This is a genomic window from Vibrio sp. CCB-PB317 (assembly GCF_022808245.1).
In the GTDB taxonomy this organism is placed as follows: Bacteria; Pseudomonadota; Gammaproteobacteria; order Enterobacterales; family Vibrionaceae; genus Vibrio; species Vibrio diabolicus.
Genome location: NZ_JALGNU010000002.1, coordinates 1,287,538 through 1,303,860, shown reverse-complemented (window position 1 = coordinate 1,303,860; position 16,323 = coordinate 1,287,538). Strand labels below are relative to the sequence as shown.

Annotated in this window: 13 protein-coding genes; 10 read left to right on the top strand and 3 right to left on the bottom strand. The window is 46.7% G+C overall.

The annotated features are described in order from the left end of the window. Positions 1-150: 150 nt before the first annotated feature. The 10 genes from MTR11_RS14900 to MTR11_RS14855 all read left to right on the top strand — a co-directional run bounded on the left by MTR11_RS14900 (position 151) and on the right by MTR11_RS14855 (position 12,952). Positions 151-1,788, top strand: coding sequence for an electron transfer flavoprotein-ubiquinone oxidoreductase (locus MTR11_RS14900; RefSeq protein ID WP_243327949.1), 1,638 nt, complete (start codon positions 151-153; stop codon positions 1,786-1,788). Positions 1,789-2,029: 241 nt separating this feature from the next. Then, positions 2,030-2,830, top strand: coding sequence for an ABC transporter ATP-binding protein (locus MTR11_RS14895; protein ID WP_005392600.1), 801 nt, complete (start codon positions 2,030-2,032; stop codon positions 2,828-2,830). Beyond that, positions 2,830-4,782: a long-chain fatty acid--CoA ligase gene (locus MTR11_RS14890; protein ID WP_243327948.1), complete on the top strand. Its 1,953-nt coding sequence runs from the start codon at positions 2,830-2,832 to the stop codon at positions 4,780-4,782. Before MTR11_RS14895 ends, MTR11_RS14890 begins: the two co-directional genes overlap by 1 nt. Further along, positions 4,782-5,675 carry a branched-chain amino acid ABC transporter permease gene (locus MTR11_RS14885; RefSeq protein WP_006741061.1) on the top strand — a complete coding sequence of 298 codons (894 nt, stop codon included), beginning with the start codon at positions 4,782-4,784 and terminating at the stop codon, positions 5,673-5,675. Before MTR11_RS14890 ends, MTR11_RS14885 begins: the two co-directional genes overlap by 1 nt. Positions 5,676-5,686: 11 nt before the next feature. Further along, positions 5,687-6,754, top strand: a complete 1,068-nt coding sequence (locus MTR11_RS14880; protein ID WP_104973556.1) for a branched-chain amino acid ABC transporter permease — start codon at positions 5,687-5,689, stop codon at positions 6,752-6,754. Positions 6,755-6,799: 45 nt separating this feature from the next. Then, positions 6,800-8,044 (top strand): ABC transporter substrate-binding protein, encoded by a 1,245-nt coding sequence (locus MTR11_RS14875; protein WP_006741059.1) that lies wholly within the window; start codon positions 6,800-6,802, stop codon positions 8,042-8,044. Between the two features lie 80 nt (positions 8,045-8,124). Continuing rightward, entirely contained in the window at positions 8,125-8,946 is an 822-nt protein-coding gene (locus MTR11_RS14870; RefSeq protein WP_005392594.1) for an ABC transporter ATP-binding protein, read from the top strand. Positions 8,947-8,955: 9 nt separating this feature from the next. Further along, positions 8,956-10,158 (top strand): phenylacetate--CoA ligase family protein, encoded by a 1,203-nt coding sequence (locus tag MTR11_RS14865; RefSeq protein ID WP_319941537.1) that lies wholly within the window; start codon positions 8,956-8,958, stop codon positions 10,156-10,158. A gap of 124 nt (positions 10,159-10,282) precedes the next feature. After that, positions 10,283-10,888 (top strand): methyltransferase domain-containing protein, encoded by a 606-nt coding sequence (locus MTR11_RS14860; protein WP_243327946.1) that lies wholly within the window; start codon positions 10,283-10,285, stop codon positions 10,886-10,888. 150 nt (positions 10,889-11,038) lie between these two features. Beyond that, a complete protein-coding gene (locus MTR11_RS14855; protein WP_243327945.1) occupies positions 11,039-12,952 on the top strand; it encodes a BCCT family transporter in 1,914 nt (637 codons plus the stop codon). Positions 12,953-13,041: 89 nt separating this feature from the next. On the opposite strand, the gene MTR11_RS14850 is transcribed toward MTR11_RS14855, so the two are convergent. The 3 genes from MTR11_RS14850 to budA are packed head-to-tail and all read right to left on the bottom strand — an operon-like array spanning position 13,042 to position 16,315. Further along, positions 13,042-13,800 carry an SDR family NAD(P)-dependent oxidoreductase gene (locus tag MTR11_RS14850; protein WP_069549253.1) on the bottom strand — a complete coding sequence of 253 codons (759 nt, stop codon included), beginning with the start codon at positions 13,798-13,800 and terminating at the stop codon, positions 13,042-13,044. Beyond that, a complete protein-coding gene (alsS, locus tag MTR11_RS14845; protein ID WP_047008215.1) occupies positions 13,797-15,500 on the bottom strand; it encodes an acetolactate synthase AlsS in 1,704 nt (567 codons plus the stop codon). Before alsS ends, MTR11_RS14850 begins: the two co-directional genes overlap by 4 nt. 29 nt (positions 15,501-15,529) lie before the next feature. Further along, a complete protein-coding gene (gene budA / locus MTR11_RS14840; protein ID WP_170901808.1) occupies positions 15,530-16,315 on the bottom strand; it encodes an acetolactate decarboxylase in 786 nt (261 codons plus the stop codon). Positions 16,316-16,323: the final 8 nt, after the last annotated feature.

Genomic DNA, 16,323 nt, shown 5'->3' with positions numbered 1-16,323 from the left:
TTCCTTTTTACAGTGAAGACTATGTGTTTACAGTGAAGACGATGTGATGACGTCTTTAAAATGATGTTAATTTACCTTTACGTTTGCGTCAACTTTAAATATATTGTTGCTTAACAAGTTGGCAACATGCAAAGAAAAAGGAATGCAATCATGGAAAGAGACTGCATGGAATTTGATGTTCTGATTGTAGGCGCTGGTCCCGCAGGTTTGTCTGCGGCATGCCGAATCAAACAGTTAGCCGCAGAGAAAGAACAAGACCTCTCTGTTTGCGTGGTAGAAAAAGGCTCTGAAGTTGGAGCGCATATTTTATCGGGTGCGGTGTTTGAAACGCGCAGTTTGGATGAACTGTTTCCTGATTGGCAGGAGAAGGGCGCACCACTCAATACCAAAGTAAACCAAGATAAAACCTACTATCTAGGCAATGAAATCAATGGTCATGAACTGCCTTCTTGGGCAGTGCCTAATACGTTACATAACGACGGTAATTACATTATAAGTTTGGGCAGTCTATGCCGATGGATGGCGTTGCAGGCTGAGAACTTAGGGGTGGAGATCTACCCAGGTTTTACCGCCAGTCAAGCCATCATCGATGAAGACAACCGCGTTTGTGGCGTGATCACGGGCGATATGGGATTGGACAAAAATGGTGAACAAAAAGGAAATTTCGAACCTGGTATTGAACTGCGAGCGAAGTTTACTTTATTTGCTGAAGGCGCGCGGGGTCATATTGGTAAGCAGTTGATTAATCGATTTAATCTCGCTGAAGATAAAACGCCTCAACATTACGCTATCGGCTTTAAAGAGTTGTGGGAAATACCACCAGAGCAGCATCAACAAGGGTTAGTGGTTCACGGCTTAGGCTGGCCGTTAGCGAACGAAGCCACAGGTGGCAGCTACCTTTACCATTTAGAGGGAAACCAAGTTGCCGTCGGGTTGATTGTTGACTTGAACTATAAGAATCCGCACTTGAGTCCATTCGATGAATTTCAGCGTTTTAAACATCACCCGTTGATTGAACAATACCTCAAAAATGGTAAACGCATTAGTTATGGCGCAAGAGCGATCACCAAGGGCGGTTTCCATTCGCTTCCCACGCAACAGTTTGCTGGTGGCTTGTTGATTGGCTGTGATGCAGGAACGCTTAACGGCGCTAAAATCAAAGGCACGCACACCGCAATGAAATCTGGCATGCTTGCCGCTGAAGCAGTATGTGAAGCCCTTGAGAGTCAGTCTGTTACTGTTGATTATCAAAAGCATTTCAAACAGTCTTGGCTGTATGAAGAGCTTTATCAAGCACGTAACTTCTCAAGTGGCATTCACCGCTTTGGATCGTGGCTGGGCGGTGGCTTAGCGCTGCTGGAACATAACGTGTTAAAAGGCAAAGCTAAGTGGCATATCCGTTGTGATAAGCCCGACCATCAGTCTCTGCTATTGGCGGAAAACAGCAATGAAATTGTCTATCCAAAGCCTGACGGTGTGTTAAGTTTCGATCGCCTTTCTTCTGTCTATCTATCCAATATCTTCCATGAAGAGGATCAGCCGTGCCACTTACGTTTGGCGAACCAGCGCATTCCCATCGAGCAGAATCTTGAGTTATATGCAGAGCCAGCACAGCGCTATTGCCCGGCTGGCGTTTATGAAATCGTACAGGGGGATCAGCAGCCAGAGCTGCAAATAAATGCGGCGAACTGTATCCACTGTAAGACCTGCGACATCAAAGATCCAAGTCAAAATATTACTTGGACACCGCCGGAAGGTGGTGGTGGCCCTAACTATCCGAATATGTAGTCGTCTGAGAATAATTTTTATTAACAATTTATTTACTTAAAGTTTGCGTTAGTTCAAATCTTTCTCGATGAACTCGATTGCAACTTAATCTTTCAAGCACTATTCTGATTTTAAATTGACGTTTACGTAAACTGAACGCAAAGTTGATGCATAGGTGTAAAAGCGGTTACCAGTATCAAAGTTAGGTTTGATCAAATAGTGCTCAATGGAACGCACTTAAATAACGAAAGGGAGATCAACTATGGTATCGGAATCGCCTCTGTTGCAGGTAAACGATATTTCATTGGCTTTTGGTGGGGTGAAAGCTCTAACTGACGTGAGCTTCCATGTGAATGAAAAAGAAATCTTTTCAATCATTGGTCCAAACGGTGCAGGTAAAACCTCAATGCTCAATTGCATCTCTGGTCGATACACACCAAACAAAGGCTCTGTAATCTTCGCTGGAGATGATGTAACCAAACGAACACCTAGCCAACGAGCTGAGTTAGGGTTGGGAAGAACCTTCCAAAACTTAGCGCTCTTTTCTCATATGTCAGTACTGGACAACATTATGGTTGGCCGACATCACCTACTAAAAAACAACTTCGTCACGGGGCCACTGTATTGGTTCTCTAACGCACAGAAAGAAGAGATGGCGCACCGCAAGTACGTGGAAGACGTGATCGATTTTCTAGAAATCCAGCACATTCGCAAAGCCACCGCTGGCACACTTTCTTACGGTTTACGTAAACGTGTAGAACTTGCTCGTGCCATTGCCTTAAAACCTAAGTTGTTGCTGCTTGATGAACCGATGGCAGGCATGAACTTGGAAGAAAAGGAAGACATGGCGCGTTACATCATGGATCTGAATGAAGAGTTAGACATCACCATCATCATGATCGAGCACGATATGGGCGTGGTGATGGATATCTCTAACCGCGTATTGGTGTTGGATTTTGGTAAACACATTGCTATGGGCGAGCCAGAAGAAGTGATGGCCAACCCGCATGTGAAACAAGCGTACTTAGGCGAAGAGCTACCGACATTAGAGGAGAGTGCATAATGGCACAGCAACATAATGATTGGGCAGATATAACCCGCTTAGATACCTTTCCAAAAGTATTGCAGCACAACGCCAAGCACTGGCCCGAGCAAGTCGCAATGCGTGAAAAGGAGTTTGGTATTTGGCGAGAGTTCACTTGGCAAGATTATGAAAACCGAGTGAAGTGGATGGCGCTCGCACTCAAAGACTTAGGTGTTGGTGAGCAAGACGTCGTTGGTTTGCTGGGTGATAACCGCCCGGAATGGGTATGGGGCGAGTTGGCTGCCCATGCGATTAAAGGCTTCTCGCTGGGCATCTATCAAGATTCCATGCACGAAGAAGTGGCGTACCTCATCAATTATGCCAAAGCAAAAGTCGTGGTTGCGGAAGATGAGGAGCAATGCGATAAGCTACTTGAACTCGGTGATGAGATCCCAAGCGTAGAATTCATTATCTATTGTGACCCGCGTGGAATGCGCAAGTACGACGACCCACGACTGATTGATGTTGAGCAGGTCTATAAAAAAGGTCAACTGATCGACAAAGCGGATCCCGATAAATATCTCAATATGGTTGCGGCAACCAAAGGCAGCGATCTTTCGATTCTTTGTACCACGTCGGGTACGACTTCCAAACCAAAATTAGCTCAGCTACACAGCGGCACGTTCTTGGATCACTGTGCGGCTTATCTGCGTGCAGACCCGCGCTCCCCAGGCGACAACTACGTTTCTGTTCTGCCTTTGCCTTGGATTATGGAGCAGGTGTATGTGGTTGGTCAGGCGTTGATTTCTCGTCAAATCGTTAACTTCGTGGAAGAACAAGAAACCATGATGTCCGACTTGCGCGAAATTGGCCCGAACTTCGTCCTACTTGCACCGCGTGTATGGGAAAACATTGTGGCAGACGTGTCTGCGCGAATGATGGATTCCACACCGTTTAAGCAGAAGATGTACAAACTGGGCATGAGCTTAGCCAACAAAGCGCTGGAGCAGGGTAAACGCTCTAAGTTGGCTGAATGGATTCTTCTGCGTGCTCTGCGTGACCGTTTAGGGTTTTCGAACCTGACATCTGCGGCAACCGGCGGTGCGGCGATGGGACCGGATACTTTCCGTTACTTGCAAGCGATCGGTGTACCACTCAAGCAGCTTTACGGTCAAACCGAAATGTGTGGTGCGTACACCGTCCACCAAGCCGATGACGTGGACTATGATTCGGTCGGCGTTGCGTTTGATAATGCAGAAGTGAAAGTCATCAACCCAGACAGCAATGGCGTGGGTGAGATCATCGCGAAAAGTACCGGCATGTTTACTGGCTACCTGAACAACCAGGAAGCGTATGACGAAGACGTACAAGACGGATGGATGCATACGGGTGATGCGGGTTACTTTAAAGATTCTGGTCACTTGGTGGTGATTGATCGTCTGAAAGACATGTCGGAAACCAGCCATGGCGACCGCTACTCTCCGCAGTTCATTGAAAACAAACTCAAGTTCTCGCCGTTTATTGCAGAAGCCGTAGTGGTGGGCAAAGGTCGACCTTGGCTATCCGCCATCATCTGTATTCGCTACGCGATTGTTGCGAAGTGGGCAGAGCAGCGAGGCTTAGCATTCACTAACTACACCAACTTATCTGCTCAACCAGAAGTGTATCAAGCTATTCGTGAAGAAGTGCTGAAAGTGAACGAATCCCTACCCGATGCACAGAAGATCAGCAAATTCATTCTACTTTACAAAGAGCTAGATGCCGACGATGGCGAGCTAACTCGCACACGTAAAGTACGCCGTGGTGTGGTTGCAGAGAAATACGGAGACATCATCGAAACCATCTACAGTGACGATCCAAAAGTCGATGTGGATACGGTGATCACTTATCAGGATGGCACCAAAACACGCATTCAAACGTCGCTAGTGATTGAAACGCTTATTGAACATGAGCCAACACTGGTGGATAGCGAACAACGGAGGATCGCATAGTGAATACGGATTTATTACTGCAACTCGTCATTAATGGCGTGATCGTTGGCATGTTGTATGGCGTGGTCGCCATGTGCTTTGTACTGATATACAAATCGACCCAGGTGGTCAACTTCGCTCAGGGTGAGTTCTTGCTGATTGGCGCGTGGGTATGTTGGGCGGCGCTTGTTCATCTGCAACTGCCATTTTTTATCGGCTTTTTACTCACGCTCGCGTTCATGATGGTGTTCGGTATCGCCGTGCAAACCATTGTGCTCAGACCGTTAATTGGTGAACCGATTATCTCTGTGATCATGGTGACCATCGGTCTGTCTATGTTCTTCCAAGCGCTGATGAAGTGGATATTCGGCGTCTCGGCTGTGTCGTATCCGCAAGTGTTCGAAACAAATGTGGTGAATATCGGTGGTTTGAACGTTGAGTTCGCTTACATTCTGAGTTTGATCTTCTCCATGTTCATCATGGGGGCGTTCTACTGGTTCTTCAAATTTAGCAAAATGGGTCTGGCAATGCGCGCAACGGCATTTAACCAGCAAGTAGCCCAGAGTCTTGGCATTTCCATCAAGAAAGTGTTCGCCATTAGTTGGGCTATTTCGGCAATGGTATCTGCAACAGCAGGGATTGTTATCGGGATCGTTAACGGCGTATCTGACGCGCTATCCATTATTGGTATCAAAGTTTTCCCAGCCGTTATTTTAGGTGGCTTAGATTCTGTAGTCGGCGCAATTGTCGGTGGTATCACCATCGGGGTGCTAGAGAACTTAGCTGAGTTTTTTGATAGCCAATACCTGCAAGTGGGTAACCTGTACAACATCGCACCATTCTATGTGCTGTTAATAATTCTTGCCTTCAAGCCATACGGCCTGTTTGGTACCAAAGATATCGAGCGTATTTAAGGAGAAATAACATGGCTCAACTTAGCATGCGCCCATGTGGGGATTTTCGAACCACATACAAAAGTGATACGCCAATTTTTGAAACCAAAACCATTAGAAGCTTAGCGATTGCTGGTGTCATCGCCATGTTGGCTGCACCTTTGGTATTGGATATCTATTTTCTTAACCTGTTTATTCAGATTGCGTATCTCGGTATCGCGGCGCTGGGTTTAAACATTCTGGTTGGTTTTACCGGACAAATTTCCCTAGGTCACGGTGCGTTCTTTGGCTTTGGTGCCTTTGCATCGGCTTGGCTGAATAACCAGTTCAACATTCCAGTCGTGTTTGCGATTCCGCTCGCGGGTTACTTAACCATGATTGTGGGGATGCTGTTTGGCCTGCCAGCTGCCCGAATTAAAGGTTTATACCTAGCTATCGCAACTTTGGCTGCGCAGTTTATTTTAGAGGACTTCTTTGCTCGTGCAGACTGGTTCAGTGGCGGCTCATATGGTGCTGGTGCCAATCCTATCAATCTGTTTGGCTTTGAGTTTACGACCGATGAAAGTTTCTTCTACATCGCTCTGTTTGCGTTGATCTTTATGTACATGTGGGCATCGAACTTGATCCGTTCTCGTGATGGTCGCGCGTTTGTCTCGGTACGAGATCACTACCTGTCGGCAGAAATCATGGGTATCAACCTAACCAAGTATCGTCTGCTCTCATTTGGAGTGTGCGCATTCTATGCGGGCATCGGGGGCGCACTCTACGGACATTATCTAGGTTTTGTATCAGCAGAAGGTTTCACCATCATGATGTCTATCCAGTTCTTGGCAATGATCATCATTGGTGGCTTGGGTTCAGTCAAAGGCACATTGATGGGTACGATATTTATCGTATTGCTGCCTGAAGTTTTGGAGTTTGGCGTGACGGGGTTGGCTGAGTTTAGCAATAACACTTCGTTCATTGATGGGCTTGCTTACTTCAAAGAAATGGCGATCGGCTTGGTCATCATGCTGTTCCTTATTTTCGAACCTCAAGGGTTATCGCATCGCTGGCAACAGATTCGAGCATATTGGAAACACTATCCGTTCTCATATTAACGTGGAATTAAGTGGAATATACCTCAATAACAAGGACAACGAGTTATGAACAAAGGACATTTAGCGACAACGTTGGTGCTATCTTCGGCACTGTTTACTACCGCCACTTGGGCAAAAGACTCTGTATTTGTCGGGCAATTGGTCGACTTTTCTGGACCAACAGCCTACGTGAGTAAGCCTTATGGTTCTGGCGTGCGAGACGCATTACGCTGGATCAACCAAAACGGTGGCATTAACGGTACTGAGCTCGAATTTGAAACGGTAGACATGGCGTATAAAGTGCCAGTAGCCATTTCCAACTACAAACGTTGGGTGGCGCGTAAAGACATGGTTGCGCTACAAGGTTGGGGCACGGCAGATACCGAAGCACTCATCTCGTTTGTGACCAAAGACAAAGTGCCAGTGTTCTCTGCCTCTTATTCAGGTCACTTAACGGACCCAACCGGCAAGAACCCAAAAACCGCGAAACCAGCGCCTTATAACTTCTTCTATGGTGCGTCGTACTCAGATGCGTGTCGTGCACTAGTGAAGTGGGCGAAAGAAGATTGGGAATCAAAGGGCAACCAAGGTGCGCCGAAATTTACCCATATTGGCGATAACCACCCATTCCCGAATGCGCCAAAAGAAGCGTGTGCAGAATATGCTGAAGAGCTTGGTTTTGAGGTACAAAACCCAGTCGTTGTGTCACTCAAACCGGGTGATTTCAAAGCACAATGTCTGTCACTCAAAGAGTCTGGCACCAACTACGGTTACATTGCCAATATCGGTAGCTCGGTAATCTCACTCGTGAAGTCTTGTAATACGGTTGGTACAGAGTTCCAGTACATGGCGAACATTTGGGGCGGTGACAAACCAGTACTTGAAGCGGCGGGCGATGGCCTTAAAGATTACGTTTTTCCTGGCATGACGGCGTTTTGGGGAGACGATAACGAAGGCATGAAACTGGTTCGTGAGATTTCTAAGCAGTCTGAATCAGAGCCTGGCGAGTTTAGAACTCACCACTACATTCGCGGCATTTGTTCTGCGTTCTACATGAAAGAAGCGATGGAGTGGGCGAAAGACAACGGTGGCATCACGGGTGAAAACATCAAGAAGGGCATGTATGTCCATGACAACTGGGTCCCACAAGGCTTAGAAGGTGTTTGTGTACCTGCGAACTGGAAGCCGGAAGATCACCGTGGCACAACAACCGTGAACGTGTTTATGGGTAACAACAACGGCGGCGCAGTCGATATTAAGAAAGTGTCCCAAGTGACATTGTCACGTCGTGACGATTGGCTAGGTTACTAATCGACGACTTATTAATAACAAAGCTTACTGAAAATAAGGATGGGTGAGAGAACACTCTCACCCTAGCAAGGAGTAGTTTGATGGCTGAATTAGCAACGAATATCGAACCGGCAGAAATACTGCTTTCAGTGAACAACATTGAAGTCGTCTACGACGAAGTAATACTAGTACTTCGCGGTGTGAGCTTAGAAGTTCCAAAAGGGCAGATTGTGACCTTACTGGGTGCCAACGGTGCGGGTAAATCCACAACGTTGAAAGCCATTTCTGGTTTGTTGAAAACCGAAGATGGTGAAGTGACGCGCGGCGAAATCAACTTCATGGGCGAGCGCATAGACAACAAAAGCCCGGAAGAGATCGTCCGTTCGGGCATCTTCCAAGTTATGGAAGGGCGCCGAATTGTTGAAGATATGACGGTAATAGAAAATCTTCGCTTAGGCGCTTATACACGCACTGACAACGAAGTTGAACAAGACATCGAAATGGTGTTTGATTATTTCCCTCGCCTTAAAGAGCGCACTGGTCTAGCGGGTTATTTGTCAGGTGGTGAGCAGCAAATGCTAGCGATTGGTCGTGCACTGATGGCTCGTCCAAAAATGATCTTGTTGGATGAACCTTCGATGGGGCTTTCGCCGCTATTGGTGAAGGAGGTGTTCAGCATTATTAACAAGATTAATAAAGATCAAGGCATTACCATGCTTTTGGTTGAGCAGAATGCCAACTTTGCCCTTCAAGCGGCCGATTACGGTTACATCATGGAATCCGGCAAAATCGTTCTGGATGGTAGCAAGCACGAACTGCTAAACAATGAAGATGTGAAAGAGTTCTACCTTGGCGGCGGCGATGAAGATCGCAAGAGCTTTAAGAACCTGAAATCTTACAAACGTCGTAAGCGTTGGTTGTAAGGAGCGATGATGAACGAACTATTTGATGCGAAAGAGTCTTTGTCTCCGCAGGCGCGAGAAGAATCGCTGTTTCAACGTCTGCCAACGTTGATTGAAAATGCAAAAGCCAACAGCGAACATTATGCGGCGCATTTTGCTGAGTTAGAGCCTACGTTGGCAAATAATCGTGAAGGGCTTACCCAGTTTCCGATTACGCGCAAATTCAATATGCCAAACCAACAGCAACTTAAACCGCCGTTTGGTGGTTTAAATAGTGTTGCGATTGGTCAGATGGCGCGTGTATTCCAATCACCGGGGCCGTTGTATGAGGCACAAACGGATGAGATGGATTTCTGGCGTATGGGGCGCGCGTTTCACGCGGCTGGATTTAGTGCGGGCGATTTAGTGCATAACACGCTCTCTTATCATTTCTCGCCTGGTGGATTTATTATGGATGGTGGCGCAAGAGCTTGTGGCTGCGCGGTATTTCCGGCGGGTGTCGGGAATACCGAAGCACAAATTGAAGCGATTAAACAGCTGCAGCCAACGGGTTATACGGGCACGCCTTCTTACTTGCTGACGTTGCTACAAAAGTACCAAGAACAATACGATGAGTCGCCGAGTTTTACCAAAGCGCTGGTCTCTGGTGAAGCGGTCACCGCAGACATGCAACAGATGTTTGAGGACAAAGGCATTGCAGTCTCTCAAGCCTACGCAAGTGCTGAGCTTGGTTTGATTGCTTATCAAGTCACAGGCGAGCAAGGCTTGGTGATTGCCGAAGATATTATCGTTGAAATCGTTAATCCTGATGGCATTCCTGTACAACCGGGAGAAGTCGGTGAAGTAGTCGTGACATCGCTCGATGAGAAGTTTCCGCTGATTCGCTACGCAACGGGAGATTTATCGGCATACCTAGAAACGGGCTCGGATTCGCCACGCACGAATGCGCGAATTAAAGGCTGGATGGGGCGTGCGGACTCAGCGGTGAAAGTGAAAGGCCTGTTTGTTTATCCGCATCAGATCCAAGAAGTCTGTCGTCGCCACGATATTAAAGGCTCCTTGAAAATTGAGCGTGATGGCTTCAACGATACCATTACTTTCTGCTGTCATGATGTTCATGTATCAGCAGAGGACATTCAAGCAACACTCCAGTCTGTCACTAAACTGAAAGGCAATGTCCAGTTTGTACCGAACCAAGCGGAGCAGCCGTTAATCAATGACCTGCGCAGTTAACCCATCATTGTAAAACGCATTTATAAAAAGCTAACAACGTAAAAATCAAAGACTAGGAGAGGGGATACCACATTGTGCTGCGTATCCCTTTCTTTTTGTGCCAGTACAATCAGGAGGGCGATAAATGAAGCAGGCACCGACCATCAATCAACAGTTTTGGGATAATTTGTTTACCCAAGGCACCATGCCGTGGGATGCCAAAACCACACCTCAAGAGCTAAAAGCTTACCTAGAAAACGCGCTTCATAGCGGTCAATCTGTATTTATCCCTGGCTGTGGTGCTGCTTATGAACTCAGCTCTTTTATTCAATATGGGCATGATGTGATCGCGATGGATTACAGCCAACAAGCAGTAAAAATGGCGCAATCGACGTTAGGCAAGCACAAAGATAAAGTCGTGCTGGGGGATGTATTTAACGCTGACTCTACGCACTCATTTGATGTGATTTACGAGCGTGCCTTTCTCGCTGCACTACCGAGAGACCAGTGGCCAGATTACTTTGCTATGGTGGATAAATTGCTGCCAAGAGACGGTTTGTTAATTGGTTATTTCGTTATAGATGATGATTACCACTCTCGCTTCCCTCCATTTTGTTTGCGAAGTGGGGAGTTGGAGGGTTATCTAGAACCGGAGTTTAAGCTTGTGGAATCCTCAGTGGTGGCAAACAGTGTTGAGGTTTTTAAAGGTAGAGAGCACTGGATGGTGTGGCAGAAAAGTTGCCGTATTTAAACGCTATGGCATCAAATAATGAATACCAAATCAGCGTCACATAATGCATATTTTAAAGACAATTATTCTTGTGGTAACGATAAGTGTTGTGAATTGGCGAAGTTGTGAGAAATGTAGATCATGTCCTTTGAAAACATAAGGATATATAATATGGACAAATCATTTTCTCTCATCGATAAGCCTACCTTCTTAGGCTCACTCTTTCTTTTACTCAGCGTCGTTATACCTTTAATTTTATTTCCCACACAAGGTGCGGATTGGATAGCTTCGGCCAAATTTTTCATGACCGATAAGCTTGGTGTGTTATACCTCGCACTGGGTATCGCAGCAATGTGTTTTATGATTTACACCGTGTTCAGCGATCTTGGCCAAATCAAACTTGGTGAAGCCGACGAGCAACCAGAATTTGGTAACGCCTCATGGGCTGCAATGCTATTTTGTGGAGGTATTGGCGCAAGTATTCTGTATTGGGGGTGTATCGAGTGGGCATACTACTATCAATCACCACCATTTCAGTTGGAAGCAGGCAGTGAAGAAGCCATTCGCTGGGCCGCGACTTATGGTCTGTTTCACTGGGGACCGATCGCTTGGTCAATTTACCTTATTCCTGCTCTGCCTATCGCTTACTTCTTTTATGTACGCAAACAACCTGTTTTGAAAATCTCTAGTGCGTTAATGCCTGTATTAGGAGAAAAGCGCGCAAATGGTGGTATTGGCAAGTTTATTGATGTGCTGTTTATTTTTGGTATGTTGGGTGGCGCGGCGACTACGCTTGGCTTAGCAGCGCCTCTTATCAACGGTGGTCTACATCATATCTTCGGTCTTCCAAACAATACCTTCAGCCAAGTGGCCGTATTACTTCTCTGTACTGCGATTTTTGGTTACTCCGCGTATGCAGGGCTTGAGAAGGGGATCAAATTCCTTAGTAACATTAACTTCTGGGGTGCGATGGGCTTGTTACTCTTTGTACTCGCCGTTGGGCCAACCGTGTTTATGTTAGAAACAGGCTTAGATTCTATTGGTCGTATGTTGTCTAACTTCTTTGTTATGGCTACCTGGGCGGAGCCGTTTGGTGGTTATGGTGAGTTTACAGATACACACTTCCCGCAAGACTGGACTATTTTCTACTGGGCATGGTGGTTGGTCTTTGCTCCTTGTATGGGATTGTTTGTTGCGCGTATCTCGCGTGGAAGAACGATCAAACAGATGGTCGTAGGTTCTATATTTTACGGTTCTTTAGGTTGTTTCTTATTCTTCATTGTTTTAGGTAACTATGGTTTATCGTTGCAATTGACGGGTGAGCTTGATGTCATCGCAATCCTCAACGAATCAGGCGCACCAGCGGCTATTTTTGCAACGTTAGACACATTACCGTTAGGGCCAATCGTTATTGGTGTTTTTACACTATTGTGTATCATTTTTACGGCGACTTCGTTTGACTCTATCTCGTACATTCTTGCGTCTGTGGTTCAAAATGATGTGACGGAAGAACCGATGCGCTGGAACCGTTTGTTCTGGGCGTTTACTTTGTCTTTTCTGCCAACCGTCCTAATGTTCATGGGAGGTTTATCGACATTACAAACCGCTGCGATCGTGGGAGGTTTACCGTTGTTAGTTATCTCGGTGATGTTGATGGTGTCCTTTGTCCGCGCGGCGAGCCTAGATATTAAACATCAAGCAGAATACGAAGAGCCAACCATTAACATTGAAGAACTGCCGGAAATTGACCCTTGGTCAACAGAGGGAATGGCTTTGGCGAAATTTGAGCGCTTTAAAGACTTAGCTCAACAGGCGGCTGAAGAAGAGCGCGAAGCAATGGCGGCCCTGATGAGCATGCGTAAGAGAATTCGCGCATTCGCCTTAGAACACAGCTGTGAATCTGGGCTTTCGGACCATCATTTACCAGAAGATATGCAAACAGAGCTACAGCAACTAACCGAAGCGCTTGAGTTGGCTCAACAGAAGAAACAAGAACTGTCTGAACAAGCCCAAGAATCTCGAATGGAATTTAATCATGTGTTATTAGGCGGCGCGTCGGCAGGTTTAGCAACGTCTCAGGCTTAAGAACAGACACACAAGAGCCGAGTACAAACTCGGCTCTTTTTTGCGTGGATACCTTACAGTTAAAAATTCTGCTCAGTCAGTGTTAATGCTTATACTATTTTAGGTTGACCATCTGATGCGGTGGCACCGCCGTCTACAGGTAGGTTTACGCCATTAATGAAAGATGCGTCATCACTTGCCAAGAAAGTCACGACAGACGCAATTTCTTCAGGTTCGGCTGCTCGGCCGAGCGCAATGCGCTCATTGAATTTATCGCGGATTTCCTGCGGCCAGCCGTTCGTCATGTTGGTTTTTACTAAGCTTGGGCATACTGCGTTAATTCTTACGCCCTCCGCACCATGGTCCAATGCCATCGCTCTAGTAAGGTTGACCACAGCGCCTTTACTCGCGCAATAGAATGCGGCACCCCAGTCACCACCCAAACCAGAAACGGACGCGGTATTCACCATACAACCTTTCGTTTTTAAGAGTTCAGGTAACGCAAACTTCGCGCAATAAACGACGCCGTCAATGTTTACACCAGAGATCTTCTTCCAGTCTTCCACACTACCTTCAATCACTGAACCAGGGACATGTACGCCAGCATTGTTTACTAAAATATCCAGTTTACCGAAACGGGTAACAACATCAGAAATCAGTGCTGCGACTTTATCTGGATCAGAAACATCAATGGAATGCGCAGACACGCGCTGTTTATCAAAGCTCTCAACGGCGTTTGCCAACTGCTCTTCATTCCAATCGGCAAGAGCGACGTTTGCGCCTTCTTCATACAAACGTTTTGCGATGGCCAAACCAATACCATTGGCAGAACCAGTCACGAGTGCGACTTTATTTTTTAATCCTCTCATGCGATTTCTCCTTCGAAACTTACAAAAACGGGATCTTGATTTTTCTCTGTGCGCGGCAACATCAGTTTGTCGTTGTCGCTGTAATCTACGGGGATAGCCACCACTGCTGGTCCTTCAACGTCCATGGCTTTATTCAATGTCGGTAGCAATTCGTGTTGACTAGTCACTGCGAAGCCTTTCGCGCCAAATGATTCGGCGTACGCCTTGAAATCAATTGGTCCAAATTTCACACCAGAGCAGCGCTGATATTTGTTGATCTCTTGCATTTCTACCATGTTGTAGGCGTTATCAACCCACACAATATGGACGATATTGCAGTTCAGTCTAACCGCGGTTTCTAACTCCATGCTCGATTGCATAAAACCGCCGTCTCCCGATATCGATACCACTTTGCTGCCAGGTTTCAGTAGGCTGGCACCAATGGCCCATGGCAGTGCAACGCCCATCGTTTGTTGGCCGTTAGACACCAGCATTTGGCGAGCTCGAAAACAACTTAAGTAACGAGCGATCCAGATGTGGAAGCTCCCCATATCAAGACATAACGTGGTATCTGGTGTGATGATAGATTGCATGGCTTTAATCAGTGCCAGTGGATGAAATCCTTGCTTGTTATAGACATTGGGATAGGTTTTGATCACTTGCCGTTGCAGTGCTACCTCTTCCAGTACTGAAAGTGCCGTTGGGGAAAGGCGAGCATATTCAGAGATGTAGCTGCCCATTTTGTCTAATGACTGAGCAATGTTTCCGACGATTTCAACACAAGGCTGATAATTAAGTTGGTATTCTGCCGGTTCAATATCGAGGTGAATCACTGGGTTGCGGTGGCTGTTCCAAAGCTCAGGGTCATACTCTATTGGGCTAAAGCCGATGGTGAGAATTAAATCGGCGTCCCGCAGTAAAACATCGCCAGGTTGGTTATTAAATAAACCGACACGCCCAGCAAAGTGGTGATAGTAATTGATGTCTACTGTGCCGGCGGCCTGGTAAGTGCCGACAACGGGTAGCTGCGTATTTTGAAGAAATCGGGCGATAGCAGCAGCGTTTTGGCTGCGGCTCGCGTGAAGGCCAAGTAAAACCACACAACGCTTTGCTTTGCTGATTCGACTGACCGCTTCTTCGATTGCTGCGATGTCTGCGCAACCAGGCTGTGTGTAAGGCGAGGGGACAATAATGTCCGTTTGGGTTTGCTCGGATAAAACATCTTGGGGGAGACTCAAAAAGCAAGCCCCAGGACGACCTGACTCTGCGATACGAAATGCGTTCGCCATGATCTCGCTTGCGGCGTCCACATGCTGCACTTCAGCACTGAACTTGGTTATAGAGCGAAAAATACTGACGGTATCCATGCTCTGGTGTGTTTGTTTTTGCTGGTCAGTTCGTTTCACAGCACCACCGATAGCAATCAGCGGATCGCCTTCGGAGTTTGCTGTTGCCACCCCTGTAACTAGGTTTCCACAGCCTGGACCTGACGTAACCATTGTGACGCCTGCTTTGCCGGTTAGTCTTCCCATAACGCCCGCCATAAACGCGCCGTTAGCCTCGTGACGTACCGGAATCATTTGGATGTTAGTGTCTTCAATCGCATCGAACAGTCGATCGATTTTTGCACCGGGAATACCGAAAATGTACTTAATGCCGAGAGACTCTAGCTGTTGAGCGATCAACTGAGCTCCATTTTTATTTGAAGGTTTGGATTGCATTTGTTGTCCTTATTATTTGCCTGACTTTGTTACTTTTCCGCCTTTTCTATAGCGGTATTTATATCTTCCGGAGCCAAATTGGCAGTGAGGAAGTCTGTCGATACTGGTGTATCAATCACTAGCCGCGAGACCTTGCCAATCTGGAGAAATCCTGACGAAATGCTGTAATCCTGGATATGACCACCTCCTTGGCGGTCATCGGTAATAAAGTGTTCGTGATAGCCGGGTACATTGATGCCAGTCGTATATTTAGGACTGCGAAAGCCGGCGACCACGCCTTGCTTATGCGTGAAGCGGAACGTTGGTTGTTCTTTGACCACTTCAAGCATTGGCCGATAAGGGCGTGTTTGTTTAGGTACGGTGCGAGTACGAACTGAATCGAAAACGCCATCAATGCGCACTGCGCAAAATAGGTTATCGCTTGGAACCATGTCGTCTATGAGGCTATGGACTTCATGACGTGACATGCGCGATGTCAGTGGCAGCTCGATATCAGGCTTAAAAAAAGTCATGACAGCAAAGGGCGTTTTTTGCGCCAGGTCTGCCGGGTTTGCGGAGCCATCCGACTTGAGTTGAAAAACTTCCTTATCAAAAGCAATCAACTCACCATCCAATTCATTGAACGTACCTAAACCAAAATCCCCATGTTTCAGCAGTTCTTCTATGGTTGTTGAGCCTTCGTAAACACCAGCGATCAAAGCACTCATCAACGAAGTCTGATAAATCTCACCATCTCCGGTAACGTGATGGTATTCAGAAAATTCTTTCGCTACTTCAAGCGAACAAGCACATAGAGGGTTATAAAATCCACGCATGAGTAAGA

Bases quoted from the DNA above. Each gene is read 5' to 3' on its own strand.
- MTR11_RS14875 (WP_006741059.1), top strand. From the start codon at position 6,800: ATGAACAAAGGACATTTAGCGACAACGTTGGTGCTATCTTCGGCACTG.
- MTR11_RS14880 (WP_104973556.1), top strand. From the start codon at position 5,687: ATGGCTCAACTTAGCATGCGCCCATGTGGGGATTTTCGAACCACATAC.
- MTR11_RS14865 (WP_319941537.1), top strand. From the start codon at position 8,956: ATGAACGAACTATTTGATGCGAAAGAGTCTTTGTCTCCGCAGGCGCGA.
- MTR11_RS14900 (WP_243327949.1), top strand. From the start codon at position 151: ATGGAAAGAGACTGCATGGAATTTGATGTTCTGATTGTAGGCGCTGGT.
- MTR11_RS14850 (WP_069549253.1), bottom strand. From the start codon at position 13,800: ATGAGAGGATTAAAAAATAAAGTCGCACTCGTGACTGGTTCTGCCAAT.
- MTR11_RS14870 (WP_005392594.1), top strand. From the start codon at position 8,125: ATGGCTGAATTAGCAACGAATATCGAACCGGCAGAAATACTGCTTTCA.
- MTR11_RS14860 (WP_243327946.1), top strand. From the start codon at position 10,283: ATGAAGCAGGCACCGACCATCAATCAACAGTTTTGGGATAATTTGTTT.
- alsS (WP_047008215.1), bottom strand. From the start codon at position 15,500: ATGCAATCCAAACCTTCAAATAAAAATGGAGCTCAGTTGATCGCTCAA.
- MTR11_RS14895 (WP_005392600.1), top strand. From the start codon at position 2,030: ATGGTATCGGAATCGCCTCTGTTGCAGGTAAACGATATTTCATTGGCT.
- MTR11_RS14890 (WP_243327948.1), top strand. From the start codon at position 2,830: ATGGCACAGCAACATAATGATTGGGCAGATATAACCCGCTTAGATACC.
- budA (WP_170901808.1), bottom strand. From the start codon at position 16,315: ATGCGTGGATTTTATAACCCTCTATGTGCTTGTTCGCTTGAAGTAGCG.
- MTR11_RS14855 (WP_243327945.1), top strand. From the start codon at position 11,039: ATGGACAAATCATTTTCTCTCATCGATAAGCCTACCTTCTTAGGCTCA.